Annotated in this window: 14 protein-coding genes; 3 read left to right on the top strand and 11 right to left on the bottom strand. The window is 65.8% G+C overall.

Going from position 1 to position 15,603, the window contains the following annotated elements:
* Positions 1-80 precede the first annotated feature (80 nt).
* From AS181_RS21900 to AS181_RS21890, 3 genes are all read left to right on the top strand, one after another.
* Complete coding sequence (locus AS181_RS21900; RefSeq protein ID WP_231742651.1) at positions 81-1,583, top strand: polysaccharide biosynthesis tyrosine autokinase; 1,503 nt, start codon at positions 81-83, stop codon at positions 1,581-1,583.
* Between the two features lie 136 nt (positions 1,584-1,719).
* Positions 1,720-3,738: an acyltransferase family protein gene (locus AS181_RS21895; protein WP_091344479.1), complete on the top strand. Its 2,019-nt coding sequence runs from the start codon at positions 1,720-1,722 to the stop codon at positions 3,736-3,738.
* A 208-nt stretch (positions 3,739-3,946) separates the two neighbouring features.
* Positions 3,947-4,912, top strand: coding sequence for a cellulase family glycosylhydrolase (locus AS181_RS21890; RefSeq protein ID WP_231742649.1), 966 nt, complete (start codon positions 3,947-3,949; stop codon positions 4,910-4,912).
* A 3-nt stretch (positions 4,913-4,915) separates the two neighbouring features.
* Here the strand turns inward: AS181_RS21890 and AS181_RS21885 are convergent, their stop codons facing one another.
* The 11 genes from AS181_RS21885 to AS181_RS21835 form a co-directional block, all read right to left on the bottom strand.
* The gene (locus AS181_RS21885; RefSeq protein ID WP_058253599.1) at positions 4,916-5,191 is read right to left on the bottom strand and encodes a cyclic-phosphate processing receiver domain-containing protein; all 276 of its coding nucleotides are present in this window, start codon (positions 5,189-5,191) and stop codon (positions 4,916-4,918) included.
* A gap of 81 nt (positions 5,192-5,272) precedes the next feature.
* Positions 5,273-6,361 carry a YveK family protein gene (locus AS181_RS21880; RefSeq protein ID WP_058253598.1) on the bottom strand — a complete coding sequence of 363 codons (1,089 nt, stop codon included), beginning with the start codon at positions 6,359-6,361 and terminating at the stop codon, positions 5,273-5,275.
* Positions 6,358-7,647 carry an O-antigen ligase family protein gene (locus AS181_RS21875; RefSeq protein WP_058253626.1) on the bottom strand — a complete coding sequence of 430 codons (1,290 nt, stop codon included), beginning with the start codon at positions 7,645-7,647 and terminating at the stop codon, positions 6,358-6,360. Before AS181_RS21875 ends, AS181_RS21880 begins: the two co-directional genes overlap by 4 nt.
* A complete protein-coding gene (locus AS181_RS21870; RefSeq protein ID WP_058253597.1) occupies positions 7,644-8,366 on the bottom strand; it encodes a hypothetical protein in 723 nt (240 codons plus the stop codon). Before AS181_RS21870 ends, AS181_RS21875 begins: the two co-directional genes overlap by 4 nt.
* Positions 8,366-9,055 (bottom strand): acyltransferase, encoded by a 690-nt coding sequence (locus tag AS181_RS21865; protein WP_058253596.1) that lies wholly within the window; start codon positions 9,053-9,055, stop codon positions 8,366-8,368. The genes AS181_RS21870 and AS181_RS21865 overlap by 1 nt, the downstream gene beginning before the upstream one ends.
* Positions 9,052-9,708 (bottom strand): hypothetical protein, encoded by a 657-nt coding sequence (locus AS181_RS21860; RefSeq protein WP_058253595.1) that lies wholly within the window; start codon positions 9,706-9,708, stop codon positions 9,052-9,054. Before AS181_RS21860 ends, AS181_RS21865 begins: the two co-directional genes overlap by 4 nt.
* On the bottom strand, positions 9,705-11,738 hold the full coding sequence (locus AS181_RS21855) for a GDSL-type esterase/lipase family protein (RefSeq protein WP_058253594.1): 2,034 nt from the start codon (positions 11,736-11,738) through the stop codon (positions 9,705-9,707). The genes AS181_RS21860 and AS181_RS21855 overlap by 4 nt, the downstream gene beginning before the upstream one ends.
* Entirely contained in the window at positions 11,722-12,570 is an 849-nt protein-coding gene (locus AS181_RS21850) for a glycosyltransferase (protein WP_058253593.1), read from the bottom strand. Before AS181_RS21850 ends, AS181_RS21855 begins: the two co-directional genes overlap by 17 nt.
* Positions 12,557-13,690, bottom strand: a complete 1,134-nt coding sequence (locus AS181_RS21845) for a glycosyltransferase (RefSeq protein ID WP_058253592.1) — start codon at positions 13,688-13,690, stop codon at positions 12,557-12,559. Before AS181_RS21845 ends, AS181_RS21850 begins: the two co-directional genes overlap by 14 nt.
* Positions 13,687-14,265: an acetyltransferase gene (locus AS181_RS21840; protein ID WP_058253625.1), complete on the bottom strand. Its 579-nt coding sequence runs from the start codon at positions 14,263-14,265 to the stop codon at positions 13,687-13,689. The genes AS181_RS21845 and AS181_RS21840 overlap by 4 nt, the downstream gene beginning before the upstream one ends.
* Positions 14,262-15,551 (bottom strand): glycosyltransferase family 4 protein, encoded by a 1,290-nt coding sequence (locus AS181_RS21835; RefSeq protein ID WP_231742646.1) that lies wholly within the window; start codon positions 15,549-15,551, stop codon positions 14,262-14,264. Before AS181_RS21835 ends, AS181_RS21840 begins: the two co-directional genes overlap by 4 nt.
* Between the last annotated feature and the right edge of the window lie 52 nt (positions 15,552-15,603).

The following is a 15,603-nucleotide window of genomic DNA, read 5'->3' as shown; positions in this document are numbered from 1 at the left end:
GCGATTCTGCGTCATCGATGGTCCATATCGATCGCATGCGCAGACGAACTATGAAAAAGTCGAATAGTTGGAGGAAGACCTTGACGAGTAGCAATATCGCCCCGGACGGCGCGCCGACGGCGCGCTCGTTCTCGATGGACCATCTGCGGTTTCTTGTCAGGCGAAACTGGTGGATTGTTGCGCTGTCCGGCGCGGTGATCGGCTGCCTCGGGTTGGGTTATTGCTTGTTGCAGACCCCGTTGTATGTGTCCTCAGCAAAGCTCTACGTGACATCCGGAACTGAGGCAGACGCGCAGAGTGCGTATCAGGGCTCGCTGGCATCGCAACAGCGCGTCGCTTCATACGCGGAACTCGTCGACTCGGACGTGATAATCCGAGAGGCTCTCGACGACTCCGGCCTTCAGATGAGTATCGACGATGCTCGCGAGTCGCTTTCTGCGACCAGCAATCCGGACACCGTGCTGCTCCGCATTTCGGCGGAGAACAGTGATCCCGCGTTGGCGACCCAGCTCGCCAACGGTGTCGCCGAGGCGATGACCTCGTACGTGACGACGCTCGAGCAGCCGAATGAAGCAAGTCAGCCACTCGCGAAGTTGACAGTCGTGTCGCCGGCTGTTCAGCCGGACGAACCCTTCTCGCCGCGTACGGCACGCAACACGGTGCTGGCAGTCCTGGTTGGACTGGTGCTGGGTCTTCTCATCGCGGTGTTGCGGGAGCGGTTCGACACTCGGCTCCGCAACGGCGACGAAGTGCAACGGAGTGTGTCGTCCGCGGTGCTCGCCGAGGTCCCCTCGGAGAACAATCTGGACGGCAACCCGGTGATCGACTTCTCGGTTGGTTCGTCCCGGGCGGCTGAGGGCTACCGGCGTCTGCGAACCAACCTCGCTTTCGTGCGGGTGGACGAACCGCCGAGGTGCATCCTGGTCACCAGTCCCGGGCCGGGCGAGGGTAAGACGACCACGTCGATGAATCTTGCGGCGGCACTGGCGGAGGACGGCAACCGCGTGGTGCTGGTCGACGCAGACTTGCGACGCCCCTCTATTGCTCGTCGTCTGGGTCTCACCGGAGCCGTGGGCCTGACCAGCTTCCTGCGGGGAGACGGCGTGATTTCCGACTTCGTACAGGCAGGTCCGGTACATGGATTGGACGTCTTGGTCGCCGGCGCTCTGCCGCCAAACCCTGCGGAGCTACTCGGATCTCACAGGGCAAAGGACGGTATCGAGGCCCTGCAATCAAGCTACGACTTCGTCATCGTGGACACACCGCCGGTACTCCCGGTTGCCGACGCAGCGATCCTGTCGCAGTTCACAGACGGAGCATTGGTGGTTGTTCGTGCTGGACGAACCCGATCTCAGGACCTGACAACCGCCTTTTCCTCGCTCCGTACCGCACAGGCGTCGATCTTGGGCATAGTTCTCAACGACGTCTCGGCTCATGACTCGAGGTATGTCTACTACTCCTATGAACAGCAGATGGCCGGGAGGGAGCGAGCAACGGGCAAGCACGTGGCTCCTGCCCGGGATCAGGCGAGTGTCGAAGGCGACGTTCCTCGCGTGGGGACTGCTACCGGATCCACGACCTAGGCATCACCGAAGCTATCGGGTGGGGTTCGAGGGTAACGCCGGGGAGTGAATCATTGTGACGGTTGAATCACCTGCGCAGGAGCGATCGGCAGCATCGCACGCCCGTCGCTCTCATGTCCGCCTGGACCTCCAGGGCATGCGTGCGGTCGCGGTTCTGGCGGTCGTGGCCGACCACTTGTTCGGTTGGCCGCGAGGCGGATTCGTCGGCGTTGACGTGTTCTTCGTGTTGTCGGGCTTCTTCATCACAGGCGTTCTGATTAGAGAGCGCTCGCGAACCGGCAAGCTGTCGTTCCGCAAGTTCTATGTGCATCGTGCGCGTCGGATCATCCCGTCCGCGATGCTGGTCATCGTCGCAACGGTGATCGTCAGTTATGTCTTACTGACCGAGACAAGAGCGAAGGGCGCGTTCATCGACGGGCTCTGGGCGACCATCTTCCTGTCGAATTGGCGGTTCGAAAGGACCGGGACTGACTACTTCGCGCAAGGCCAGCCCCCGTCACCGCTACAGCACTACTGGTCACTGTCGATCGAGGAGCAGTTCTACTTCGTCTGGCCGGTTCTGCTGGTGGCGCTCTTCGCGGCCACAAGAAGGTTCTCGAGGCGAGGGCGACGTTACCCCCCGAAAAGACAGGCATGGATCGCAACGGCGATGGGCGCGATCTGCCTGGCATCGTTCGGGTGGGCTTGTTGGCAATCGTTCGCGTCTCCCACCGCCGCGTACTTTTCGACTTTTACACGTATCTGGGAACTCGGAGTGGGCGCACTGCTCGCGATCTGTACCCCTGTTCTTGCTCGTATCCCTTCGAAGATCAGGCCGTTCCTTTCTTACGTCGGTCTGGCCGGGGTATTTTCTTCGCTCTTCCTGATAAGTGCGGACAGCACTTTTCCCGGGCCGGGCGCAGCGCTACCCGTGCTGTCGACGGCGCTGGTGATCGCTGCGTTCATCGGGGTCAAGGAACGGGCTGTTCCGCATCTGACCAATCGGGCGTCGGTGTACGTAGGCGAAGTGAGCTACACGTTGTACTTGTGGCACTGGCCGGTGATCGTGTTGCTCGCGGCAGTAATACCCGAGGGAGGTCCGTACTACCTGACCGCGCTCGTCACCACAGCGGTTCTCACCGTCGTGACGTTTCACCTGTACGAGAATCCGATTCGTCGGTCGTCGTGGCTCGAGTCCGATTCGCGCAGCCGCGGCAGATTGCCGTGGCGCGCAACAACCGGATGGGTGACCGCCGGTGCATTCCTGGGAGTCGCGGCTCTGATGGGTGCCCTGGTCGTCGAATCAGCTGATCAGCGAAGTGCCCAATCGCAGGCCAATCAGGAGCTTGTTGTCGCCGATGTTGCCCCACGGGAGGACGATGCACCTTCATGTCTAGGTGCCGCGGCCCTGGAAGTTCCCGGATGTCCGTTACGGGATCCGTCCAAACCACTCCTGCCGGGAATCGATTCGTTCGCGGACGATACTCAAGGCGCTTACCGCTGTTATCGGGAACAAGGCCGTGAGCTCCGCAACTGTGTCTACGGCTACGACGGTCCAAATGCGAGACGAATCGCGGTGGTCGGCGATTCCCATGCCGCCATGCTTCTCCCGGCGTTATCGCCGTATCTGCGTGAAAACCGATGGAGCATGACCACGTTCGTTGGCAACGGATGCCAGTGGGTCATCCGCTCGGGTGGTGACTGCGACAAGACAGTTCTGCCGCAAATGCAGGATAAGTTGCTCAGCGAGCGGTACGACCTCGTGATCACTTCGGCGAGCAGGGAGTTCGGAGACGTCGACCAGTATCTCGCCGCTTGGAGACCGGTGGCATCACGAGGCACGAAGGTTCTCGTCGTTGCCGACAACCCAGCTGTGCCAGAGGAGACCCTGAACTGTCTCACTCGCGTTTCTCTGGGCGGCAGCGACAACACGGGGAACTGCTCGACACCTCGTGAGGTCGCGCTGGCGACCCCCGATCCACTCATAGGTGCGGCGCGGCAGCTTCCCGGTGCAACACTGCTCGATATGACCGCATCGTTCTGTGATCAGGCTGCCTGTCCCGCGGTCATCGGCGACGTCATCGTCTATCGCGACACCAACGGACATGTATCTGCCACTTACGCCAAAACTCTGTCACCGCAGCTCATTTCATCAATAGAGAAGGCGCTTGCCTGACCGGTTGGGCAGACGCGAGACAGGAGCGCACTCGCGGAGCTGACGGTCGAGGTCGAGGTGGAGGCGTTTAGGTCGAAAACCTCAGCACGCGCGTGCCGATGCAGAGACAATGAGTGGGACTCGGCTTGGAGGGCTCATGCGTCGCTTCATATTCACACTCGTCGTTGTCGTGGTTGTAGCCGCGACGACAGTGATCTCTAGATCTCCAGTGCACGCAGCAGTTCGTGTCGTCGTCGGCGTGGCCTCGATCTCGACCCAGTACGTCGGCGCCGACTTCGCGGGCGAGGCCGAGCAGATCAAGGCGACCGGCGCGACGGCTATTCGGATTCCTGCGAAGTGGAACTTGCTGCAACCTTCGAGTCCTAGCACCTTCACCTGGACACGCCTGGATTCCGCGGTGAACGCCGCGCGTTCCAAAGGCCTGTCCATCCTGATGAACCTCGAGGGACCGGCGCCGGTCTGGGCGCAGAAGCCAGGTGCGAACCCGCTCCTGAACGGAAACTCTCCCGCCGACCCGTCGACTTTCGGTGAGTTCGCCCGGCAGGTTGCACTTCGGTACTCGTCACGGGTGGCGGCGTGGGAGGTGTGGAACGAGCCGAACCTCGCCCACTATCTGATCCCGCCCACCGCTGGAGAGTACGTTCCACTGCTCAAAGCTGCGTTCGGCGGCATCCGAGCGGCAGGCGCCAACCAGCAGGTGATCACCGGCGGACTGTCGAGTCTCCGCACCGAAACGCGAGATGTCACCTTCATCTCGGACATGTACGCCCTCGGCGCGAAGCCGTACTTCAATGGCATTGGCGTACACCCGTATACGTTGCCGTATCCGATCACCGCAGACCCCCGGGCAGGTGACGGCGGGGGAGCGGCCGTTCTGCCCGAGGGGCGGGCGATCATGGTGGCGAATGGTGACTCGACGAAGTCGATGTGGGTGACCGAGTTCGGTCAGCCGACCGGGAACACCCCTGCATCGACCACCGAAGCCGTCCAGTCCGACATCATCGTCGACGCTGTGAACCGGGCCAACGGCCTGCCGTGGATAGCAGCGATCTTCCTCTTCACCACTCGCGACCTGTCCGCCAACAAGGCGGAAGACAACTCGAACTTTGGGCTGTACCGCTTCGACGGTTCGCCGAAACCAGTTGTCGGTGCTCTGCAAGCAGTTCTTGGCTGAGGACTACGCGCAGGGCTGATACCGGTCGATCATCCCGGTCAACCACTCGACGCCAACGGGATTGGCGCTGTGCACCCGGACTTCGCGCGGCCAACGTTCGTGCTCGCACATCCACAGCACCACCGCCCGGGTCGTGTCATCCCCGCCGAGGTCATGATCGAGTGACATCACATCGACCTCCTCGACTCGGGCGTCGAGGAGGTCGATTGCTTCAGCACTTGTCTTGGCCCACTCCCAGCCTTCTGGCGGGATGCGGAGGTCGTCGACCCACAACTTCATGACCGACGATCATGCCCGGGCGAGGGCGGCTAGGGCATCTTCTTTTACGCCAGCTCCCGGAGGTACCGCTTCGCGAAACTGTCAGATGGACCGGCCAGGCCCCGCGAATCCGCCGCCGTGCCGCGTGGCGGAGTGCCGGCTCAGGGTGTGGCGAGCTGTGTAAGTGGCGTGGCGGGGGGTGGTTTCGACACGGCGCCTCGCTTCGCTCGGTGCCGGCTCAACCAGCGGGGGGCGGCTGCCTGTTTCGCTCGGTGCCGGCTCGACCAGCGGGGGGCGGGTGGCTTCGACACGGCGCCTCGCTTCGCTCGGTGCCGGCTCAACCAGCGGTTGGTGGGTCGGTGCCGGCTCAACCAGCGGGGGGCGGGTGGCTTCGACACGGCGCCTCGCTTCGCTCGGTGCCGGCTCAACCAGCGGTTGGTGGGTCGTCACCTGCTCAGCCAGCGGGGGCTGGGTCGGTGCCGGCTTAACCAGCGGTTGGTGCTGGCTTCGCATCGCGCTCGACGGGCGATTGATGGTGACTTCGATGTCACCGGTGGTCGGGCCGTCGGGGACAGTGTCGAATCCCTCCACATCAGACATGCCACCGCGTCGCCTGTGGAGTATCAGCGCGATCAGTGAGCCGGCGAGTGCGCCGCCCACCGCGCCGATGCCGAGGAGTATCGGGTCGATGAGCTGCTCACGCACGGCGCCTTGGGTATTCGGGTCGACGACCACCAGGCGCAGCGCACCCGGACCGCCGCTGGTCGGTTCCTGCAGAGCGGTGACCGTGCCGACGAGTTCCTGGGCGAGTGCCGTGGACAACCGCTCCGCGTCGGCCGACGTCGAGTTCTGGACCGAGACATCGAGGATGACAGTCTGCGGCGGGACACTGACCGAGATCTCGGAGAGGAACTGTGGCAGCGAGATGTCGACTCCCGACCTGTCGATCGCCCGCTGCGCGACAGTGGGATCGGTGGCCAGCACCGCGAATGTCTGGATACTTGCGCGGGCCGCCTGATTCCCCTGGTAGGCCTCCAACATGTCGGAGGTGCCGGTGGCGATGTACGTCCGGACGGTCGCCACGTAGGTCTGGGGTTGTAGCAGCGAGTACCCGATGGCCGCGATGAGACCGATCAGGGTGAATGCCACGACCAGCATCCATTTCGCGGCAATGACATTGAGGACTTTCATCGGAGCTCCATCTGTGACTCGGTTGACACCTCGTGACTGCGCACGGGTGAAAGGGATCGGGGCGAACGGAGGTGGTACAGGAAGTACGGGAGGAGTGCCGCGAACGGCGCGATGCCGAGGAAGTACGGGACGTACACCGCCTCCAGCGAACTGAGGGCGAGGATGGTGCTGAAGTAGGCGAGTAGATATGCCCGTGTCGTGCCGTCGGTCGTCTGGACCACCTTGACGACGGCGGCCAGGACGATCAGTACGACGCCCCAGACCCCGACCGAGAGGAGAATCTCCAGCCAGCCGTTGTGCGGGGAGTAGTTGGCCTTGAACAACAACGACGCGCCGGACTCCACCCAGAACGCCGGGTTGTGGCCGAAGAACCACTGATCGGGGATCTCCCGCAGCGCCTGGTTCCACAGATAACCCCGCAAGCTGTAATCGGCGTTGGTGTAACCGATGTAGAGCGGGAACAGCGAGTAGACCGCGCTCGCCACGAGTGCGAGACCCACCATCAGGTTGCGCACGCGAGAGGTGATCGACGGGACGGCCAGCAACACCCCGAGCACACCGGCCACTGCGATTCCGCCGAAAGCCGTTCGGCTGCCGGCCAGCAGGCCGATCAACACGACCCCGGCGACCGCGGCGAGCACACGCCACATGGCCACTCGATACACGGCGAACGGCAGCAGTGCCGTGATGGTGATCCCCGCGAGGTTGCCGTTGCCGGCGAACGGTGAGGTGAGCACCGCGCCGAGATCGGTGCACTTGTCGATCCGACATGCGCCGACGACCCGAGACGAGTTGAACAGCACCGAGACCAGCAGGATCGCTGTCGTCGCGACGAGGGCGATGCGGGCGGACCTGGCCACGTCGTCGAGTTCGAAGGATCGGTAGCGGAACACGAATCCCACCAGCAGCGCCATCGACATCAGGAGATTGACGATCCGACCCGACCCGTCGACGATCATGGCCGCGCATGCGTACAGCATCAGCAATGCGAGAATCGCCGCCGAACCGTCGATGCGGAAGTAGCGGGTGGCCACCGCATGCAGTGCGGCCGCCACGCTGATCGCCGCTGCGGGGCCGTACAGCAGGACCGCGAAGATCGCGCCGGCGGCGTCGGCCGACGACCACAACGCCGGGGCCACGGCGTAGATGACGATGACCGGCCACGCCGTCAACGCGATCAGCCAGCTGCACAGGAACCGATCGACATGCTGAGCCCACTGCCTGTCGTAGGCGACTGCGACGAAGAGTCCCAGTGCCACCAGCAGCGTCGCGAAGATCATGGTCATGACGCCCACAACTCGCGGAACGACGCCGGACTCGTGCCCGGGGCATCCTCGTACAGTTCCCAGGTCGCCCAGCTGCCGCCGAACTCGGCGATGCGGTTGTCGGTGAACACGATCGACGTGGCGTCGGGCAGATAGACCTTCGCCCGGCCCGCCTCCAGTTTGATCTCGAACCGGGCCGCGTCACGATCGAACGCGGTCCGGTAGGTGCCCTGGCCCAGGATCGTCTGTCCGGCGTCACCCGCCTGCCAGATCGCATACGACCATCGCGTCCGGGTCGCGACGAAGTGCACCGCGGCGTCGGGTGCTGCGTCGGACTCGTTCTGCGGGACCGGTTTTGCGCTGACGAGTAGGGCGACCGCCCCGGCATCGTCTCCGGTGAAACTCACCGTCGCGCCGATGCGGGTGACCCGGACGGGCGAGAGGTCGGTCGAGATGTACGACGCCGCACCGGATGCCGACGAGGTGCCGTGCAGCAGACGCCCGTCCGAGACGCGGAGCGGGTGGCTGTTGCGGCCACGTTCGACGGCGACGAAACCGGGTGGCACGGCGGCCGCGGTGGCATAGTCGACGTGTACGGCGGCGCCCTGCGCCGACGCGACACGATCGTCGGATCGTTCGGCCTGAGCCGCGGTATCGCACGCCGAAACCAGGGCGACGACAGCAACGGCCATCAGCGCCAAGGCCGTCGTCGGCAGCCGCAATTTGGGGGTCGGAACCATCAGAAACCCTCGACCTCCCGCACCGGCGTCATGTACGACGACCGGTACCACCACTTGCATTCGGGGAGGTCGCGTCGCCATCGCGCCGGAGCGCCGGCATACAGTCCGGCATCGCCAGTGGCGGAATCGGTCGACGCGGTCACCACCGAGCCGGCGGCGACGAGCGAATAGGGCGGAACGGCAGCGTTCTTGAGGATGAGGCAGGCGGTCGCCGTGAGGCTCCGCTCGCCGATCGTGATCGTGCCAATGGTGGTCCGGTCCTCGACGATGTCGATCTCGTGGGACTGCAGGAGACTCCGGGTGCCGCCCACCGCGCTGTAGGGCCCCATCTCGATCCGGCCCGAGCAGTCGAAGTAGTGACGGTTCGTGACGGCGGCCTGTTCAGCCATCGACAACACCCCGGCGCGGTCGCTGAACTTCTGATACGACGGCGCGGACGTGAACTGGTTCAGCCGCCCGATGAAGTTGTCCTTCTCGAGTTCGACTCGTGCCATCTGCCGAAAGATGTTGAACGGGGCGATCACTCCGCGGTCTCCGATCCGAAACGGTCCGCAGCCGAGCACGAGGTTCGGTCCCAGGCTCACGTCGTGTCCGATGGCGTTGCCGAGGGCACGCAGCGCTGCGTTCTTGGCCTTCGACGCGGGGAGCAGCCAGACGATCAGGCTGAGCCACTTGTTGGGTCGCTTCATGGTGTCCTCCAGACATCAGCGGGCGGTGTGGGGTGGGGGAGTGGTCGGTCGGCGCGGCGTCGGGTGAACATCACGGCGAGCGCCAGTGCGGTCAGACCTGCCAGGGTCGCGAGCAGAGCGTTGCGCAGCAGCGCATCCGGGAATGTCTGGCCGGCATCGGCCGGCCCGAGCACGAGCGATGCAATCGGCGCGGGTGACTCGAGTTCTGCCAGCGCTGCGGTGAATTCACGTCCGACGCCCATGGCGGCAGCTTCGACGGTGCGCGCGTCGTCGCCGCGGACGGTGAAATCCATGATCGTCGTCTCGGGTGGGGCCGTGATCGACACCGCACGGCGGAGGTCGGCGGGACTCATCGCGATGTGGTGGGTGTCGATCACCCGACGGAGGAAGTTCTCGCTCGTGACCAAGGACGAGTACGACTCGATACTCCGCGTCAGGAGCATCGTGGGTGCGGGATCGAAATCCTCTGGCGGTTGCAGTGCGTCGCGTTCATAGGTGAGTACGACGCGCGACGTCGCCTGCACCGTGTCGTGTTGGAACGAGTACGTGAGCATCCCCATCGTGAGGATCAGTACGAGGCAGAAAATGACTCCCAGAGCGGTCACCACGCGGCTGACCCGCACGCGATCACGGGTGGCTCGCAGCGGGCTCATGCGCACTTGCCTTTCCGCGCGAGACCTTGGAGGACGGGCGTCATGTGATCCGCGATGAGGGCATGCCCCTCGTCGGTCGGATGACGGTGATCGGCACCCACGATCGAATGGTCGCGGGGGGCGGAGTACCACCCGGATCTGTTCGGATCGATGAAGGAGACGCCGTGCCGCTTCGCCGCGTCCGCGAGCAACCTGTTGGCGCGCAGATAGTCCGGGCCGATCGGGCCGTCGTGGATCCAGGAGAGTCCGACGATCACCACGCGCAGGTCCGGTCGGGCTTTGCGCACGGCCCGGATGGTGTCGTCGACCGCGGCGCGGTACTGCTTGGACGGATGCGAGAGGTCGTTGCCGCTGCCTACGAGCACGATCGCCGACACGTCGGGCGTGAGCAGTCGTTGCGCCTCGGAGGCGAACGTGGTGTGCCTGATACCGGTGGTCAGGTACCCGGCGCCGCCCCGGCCGGACACCCGCAACAGCACGGGGCATGTGTCGGGTCGGGCGTCGGACAGCCGGCCCTGGGCGATGCGGGTCCAGTTCGAACTGCCCTTCCCGCCGTATGTTGTTCCCTCGGTGAAGCTGTCACCGACGACGAGGATCTTCACCGCCGCATCGGTGGTCGCTGCGCCTCCGACCCCAGCGCCGTTCGCCGACCGCGACGTCGATGCGGCGGAGGTGACCTCGACCCCGGCGCTCTGCGCCGCGGTGTCGGTTGCGGGTTCGCGGGCGACTGCGAAGGCCACTCCGGCGGTGGCGGTGAGAACCACGACGGTGACCGCGAGAAGCGCTTTTTCCCAATGAGTTCGGACGAGTCGGGTCATTCTCCCACCTTCGTGGACGTCGGAGAGCAGGGCAGCGAGTACGAGGAGTTGACCGGCGATGGGTGCGAGCCAGATCGCGCCGACGTGGTCGAGCGCGCCGGCGAGGACCAGGAGGGCGAGGGTGGCCCCACCACCCAGGACGATCGCTGCGGTCACCGAGTCGGGGCGTCCCGCGGCGATGTGCTTGGCGCTGATCGCCTGCGAGAGCGACGAGATCCCGGCCGCGATGATCACACCGGTCAACAGCAGTTGAGCAGGTTCGTATTTGGTGCCGACGACGTGCACGACGGCCCAGGCGGCCGGCCATGCCGCGAGGATGACGACGACGCAGTAGACGATGACGAGGTTCCGGTAGCGGCGGTAGATCCGGTCGAACGTCGACGCGTCGTCGACGGTGCGAGCGAGTTCGGGGACCGCAACTGTCGACAGCGCGGCGGACAGCAGCGTGAGCGGCCCGGTGACGCGGGTGGCCATCGCGAAATAGCCGACGGTCAGCGGGGTGGCGAAGACGGCGAGCGCCGAGACCTGCAGCTGTGCCAGTGTTCCCGACATCGCGAGCGCCCAGTAACGGACGGTTTCAGCACCGGGCCGGCGGAGCTGACCGGCGGCGCACCGCAATCCCCGGACTCCGATGGGAACCGCGGGCACCACCAGTGCGGTCACCGCCGTGCACGAGAAGATCACGGCTAGTGCGGCGGCATCGAGGCCGATACCGGACAGCGCCAACACGCCCCACACCACGAGGGGTACGGCACGCTGGACGACGACGAGACAACTGGCGGCGGTGTGCGCATGGGTGCCGGCCAGGAAGCTCTGCGCGAAGTTCTGGACGGTGTCGGAGTAGGCGAACAGCACGCCCGCGACGACGATCGCGGGCAACCCGGCGAGGATCAGACCCGCTACGGCGACGAGGAAGACGCCGGATACCGCGACGGTGTGCGCGACGTACAGAGCTGCGGCGGTGGGGGTGTCGTCGGATGCGCTGACACGCATCACCCGGATCGGTGCACCGAAACCCGCGGCGAGGCCGACCACCACGCCGAGCGTGTAGGCGAGGATGTACTGCCCGAAGGTGTCCACGGGCAGTGCTCTGGCCAGGAGCAGCAGAAAGACACCGAGCATCGCGGAACTCGCCACCCGGGCCAGAATCCGTACGGTGGCGTCGGTGCGCAGCCGTTTGTCGGCGTGACCTTGCTCAATCGCGGAGGACACCGCGCAACCTTCGATAGCCCGGCGTCAACCGGATCCGGAAGACGAGGAACGAGACGAGTTGCTCGGCGGTGCCCAGGAGGCCCAGCAGGCGTTCCGTCGGTGACGTCGCATATCGCAGCCGCAGTCGGAACGACTCGACGAGGAAGGTCCGCCACAGGTTGGCCGATTTCGAAGCATCGTGAAAACGCAGGGCGCCGATCGGAACCGGCATCGACTGTTGTACCGGCGCGGTTTCGGCGATACGGAACTGCAGGGAGTAGTCCATCGTGCAGTGCAGATGCGCGTCGAACCCGCCGAGAGACTCCAGATAGTCGCGGCGGATGATCACCGACCCGGAGAACGACGCGCACGTGGACCGTCGCAGCAGGGTTCGCGTCTCGATGGGCTTGCCGCGGTACGTCCCGACCACATCACCGGCCGCCCGGAGCAGTTGATGATCTCCGGTGAGCACCGTCGCGCCGGGTGACTCACGAACCGCGGCACGGATGGCGACAAGTGCTCCCTCGACGAGGACGTCGTCGGCGTTGAGCCAGAGCACCCACTGTCCGGTGGCACGCGCCAGCGCTCGGTTGAGGGCGTCCGATTGACCCTCGTCCGCCTCGATCACGGCTTTCACCCGCGGGTCCGTCTCGGCGAGAGCGGCGATGAGGTCCTGGGTTCCATCCGTGGAACCGGCGTCCTGGATGACGATCTCGTCGTGTGGACCCAACTGGCGCAGTGCCGACCGGATCGCCGGCTCGAAGTGAGCACCCGGATCGAAGGACGGAACGAGGACTGAGATGCTGACTGTCTCCACGCTGTCCGTCGTGTCGGCGAGCTCAGCTGACCGCATCGTAGTGCTCCTCCAGTTGTTGTGCGATCGACGTGATGCCCCAGTGCTGTTCGACGGCGCGCCGCCCCCGCAGGCCCTGCGCGCGCGCCCGGTCGGGGTCGGCGAGGAGACCGGTCAGGGCCGCGGACAATGCGCGCATCGAGTCGTCGACGACGAGGCCGGCGTCGGCATCGGCAACCAGACCGGCGAATCCGCAGGTGTCGGTGACCACCACCGGCAGCCCGGCGGCCATCGCCTCGAGGACCGACATCGGCAGCGGTTCGTGGATCGACGGGAGAACGTAGATCGTGGCCTGTGCGAGTCGACCGGCCACCCGGTCGGTCGCGACCGGCGGCTCGCGCCGGACGCGGTCGGCGACCTCGGCGTCGTGCGTCGCGCAGAAGGTGCGCAGCACCTCGTCGACGGCAGGCCCATCGCCCTCGTCGGGTCCGATGATCGTGAAGCGGGCCGGGAATCGCGGCGCGAGGTCGGTGGCGACGCGGGCGAAGGTGACCGCTCGCTTCCGGGGATGCAGCCGGGCGAGGAAGAGGACCTCGGGTAGTCCGTCTCGCGGGGCTGCCGAGACCGTGTCGGGCAGCGGCACGCCGTTGCCTAGGTAGGAGTACCGGGGTGCGTCGCCGACCGCCGTTCGCAGCTTCCGCAGCTCGATGTCGTTGAGATAGAACGCCGTTCGAGCGTCGCGCACCGCCGGGATCGTGAGGGTCCGGTCGATCACCTGATAGGGCAGCGACGGCCGCGGATTGATCATCCCGTGTGTCTGCACATGAGTCGGGACGTTGCTCCTCGACAGGAGGCGTGCGGCGGGAAGGGTCACGAAGTCACGTCCGAGGTGGACGTGGGCGACGTCGAAAGTGTCTGCGTGCGCCCGTATCCAGCGCAGCATCGACGGCGCGACGATGCGCGAGCAGCTGTGCCCGCGGCCGACGGTTCGCGTCGGGAACGTGTGGACACGAACACCCGGCACGTCGGGGACCGACGCCGGCCCGCCGCGTGAGCCGGCGATCAGCGTGACGTCGTGTCCCCGTGCGGCCAGCGCGCGGCTCTGGTTGACCGCGACGGTTGCGGGCCCGCCGAACTCGCCGGTCGGTGACAGGAGTGTGAGTACCTGCAGGATCTTCATGGCCGGCCGCCTGACGTCGTCCGACGCGACTTCGCCGAGATCGACGGGATCACCACCGCGCCCGCCGGAACCCGCGTACCGGGTTGCAGCACAACACCCTTCAGCACCGTGACCCCGTTGCCGAGGTGGCATCGCGCACTGAGGACGACCGACTCGCTCGTGCGGGTGAAGGTGGGCGAGCGGTGATCGTGTCCGCCCGAGCAGATGACCGTGCGCGGCCCGAGCGAGCAGTCGGCGCCGACGGACACCGGTTCCGGATTGATGATCCACACCTCGCGGTCGATACGAACCCCCGCGCCGAGGTCCAATTTCCAGGGGAAGTGGACCCGGAAGCTCCGGTGGATGTCGCACCTGGCGCCCACGCGCGCGCCGAAGGCGCGTAGCACGGAGGAGCGCAGCAGCGTGCCGCCTACCCCGCTACGGAGCACGGCACCGACACCCAGCCAGGTGACCATCCACACGCGATTGCGCCCGCGATCGGACTTGTCGACGATGTAGTCGCGCAGGCGTCGGGGTTCCAGCTCGGACAGCATCTCCGAGCGCGCGGTCGTCGTGGTCGGCGTCGTCACGGTCATGCCCACACCGAGGCATGGTGCGACAGCTTGTGCAGCCACATCTCGAACCTCTCGACGGCGGCGTCGGCACCGAGCACTTCCTCCGAGTACCTCTCGCCGGCTTCGCCCATCGTCTGGGCCGCGGCGGTGTCGGTGGCGATGTGTGCGATCGTCGAGAGCAACGCGGCCGGATCGCCGGCCGGGACGACGACACCGGCGCGCGAACGCCGGACCTCGGCAGCGGTGATCCCTTCATCGGAAACAGCTGCCACCACCGGGATCCCGTAGCTGAAGTAGGTGGTCAGCTTGCTCGGCAGCGACATCTCGACCACACCGGGCTTCTCGTTGACCACCAGGACGTCGGCGGCGGAGAGCATGAGGTGGAACTGGTCGTCGGGCAGTGAATCGACGAACGTGACGTCCGCGCAGCCGCGTGCGCGATCTTCGAGGAACCGACGCTGGTTGCCGTCCCCGACGAGATACAGGTGGATCTTCCGCACTGCGGCATCAGCGGATTCGGAGATCAGGCGGGCGGTCTCGACGAGGTTCTCCAGGCCCTGCTTCTGACCCATGTTGCCGGCGTGAACCGCGACGATCGCGTCGACGGGGATGCCGAGCCGGGCCCGCGCGGTGTCTCGAGGCGCGCGTGGCTCGTGGCGCACCTGCGTCCAATTGCGGACGTGGGTCACCGCCGCCGGGTCGACCCCGAGACGGTCGACGATGATCTCGCCGAAGCGCGGATGCACCACCGCGACCTCGTCGGCCGCACAGAGTGCGAACTTCTCGAGCCTGCTCACCAGGGTGCGGCTGAAGCCGCCGCCGGCCGCCGCTTCGCTGACCGCCTGGCTGTACAGGTCGTGGACCCACACCCCCATCGGTGACAGCGCGCGGCGCCCGACCTTGCGGCGCATCATCACCAGCGCCGACGCGATCAGCGGGGGACTGGCCATGACGGTGACCGCTTCCGGTCGCAGGTGTGCCACGATGGCGCGCAGCCCGAACTCGAGTTCCATGCGTGAGCGGGGCACCAGCGCAGTACCTTCCGGGATGCTGTGCGGCACCCGCACCACGATGACCCCGTGATCGACGACGGTGGACGTGTAGTCCGACATGTCACCGTCGAGCCGCCACTGCGGATAGTGCGGATAACCGGTGATGACGCGCACGCTCCACCCGCGGGCGGCGAGGCGCCGGGTGATGTCGGTGACGTAGGGCGCGATACCGGTGACCTCGGGGGCGTAGTTGATCGCGATGAAGTCGACACACTTGCGGCCCCCGGACCGAACCGGTGGCTCGGCAGGGCTCACCGGGCCCGAAAGGCGCCCGATTCGATACGATGGGGATCGTGTTAGCTCAGTT

Source organism: Gordonia sp. SGD-V-85 (assembly GCF_001456905.1).
Classification (GTDB): Bacteria; Actinomycetota; Actinomycetes; order Mycobacteriales; family Mycobacteriaceae; genus Gordonia; species Gordonia hongkongensis.
The sequence above is the reverse complement of the archived record's forward strand: the minus strand, read 5'-3'. Positions and strand labels throughout refer to the sequence as shown.

Excerpts from the sequence above, each read along its gene's own strand:
- AS181_RS21885 (WP_058253599.1), bottom strand. The coding sequence starts at position 5,191 with ATGAAGTTGTGGGTCGACGACCTCCGCATCCCGCCAGAAGGCTGGGAG.
- AS181_RS21860 (WP_058253595.1), bottom strand. The coding sequence starts at position 9,708 with ATGAGCCCGCTGCGAGCCACCCGTGATCGCGTGCGGGTCAGCCGCGTG.
- AS181_RS21880 (WP_058253598.1), bottom strand. The coding sequence starts at position 6,361 with ATGAAAGTCCTCAATGTCATTGCCGCGAAATGGATGCTGGTCGTGGCA.
- AS181_RS21850 (WP_058253593.1), bottom strand. The coding sequence starts at position 12,570 with ATGCGGTCAGCTGAGCTCGCCGACACGACGGACAGCGTGGAGACAGTC.
- AS181_RS21865 (WP_058253596.1), bottom strand. The coding sequence starts at position 9,055 with ATGAAGCGACCCAACAAGTGGCTCAGCCTGATCGTCTGGCTGCTCCCC.
- AS181_RS21895 (WP_091344479.1), top strand. The coding sequence starts at position 1,720 with ATGCGTGCGGTCGCGGTTCTGGCGGTCGTGGCCGACCACTTGTTCGGT.
- AS181_RS21840 (WP_058253625.1), bottom strand. The coding sequence starts at position 14,265 with ATGACCGTGACGACGCCGACCACGACGACCGCGCGCTCGGAGATGCTG.
- AS181_RS21845 (WP_058253592.1), bottom strand. The coding sequence starts at position 13,690 with ATGAAGATCCTGCAGGTACTCACACTCCTGTCACCGACCGGCGAGTTC.
- AS181_RS21875 (WP_058253626.1), bottom strand. The coding sequence starts at position 7,647 with ATGACCATGATCTTCGCGACGCTGCTGGTGGCACTGGGACTCTTCGTC.
- AS181_RS21870 (WP_058253597.1), bottom strand. The coding sequence starts at position 8,366 with ATGGTTCCGACCCCCAAATTGCGGCTGCCGACGACGGCCTTGGCGCTG.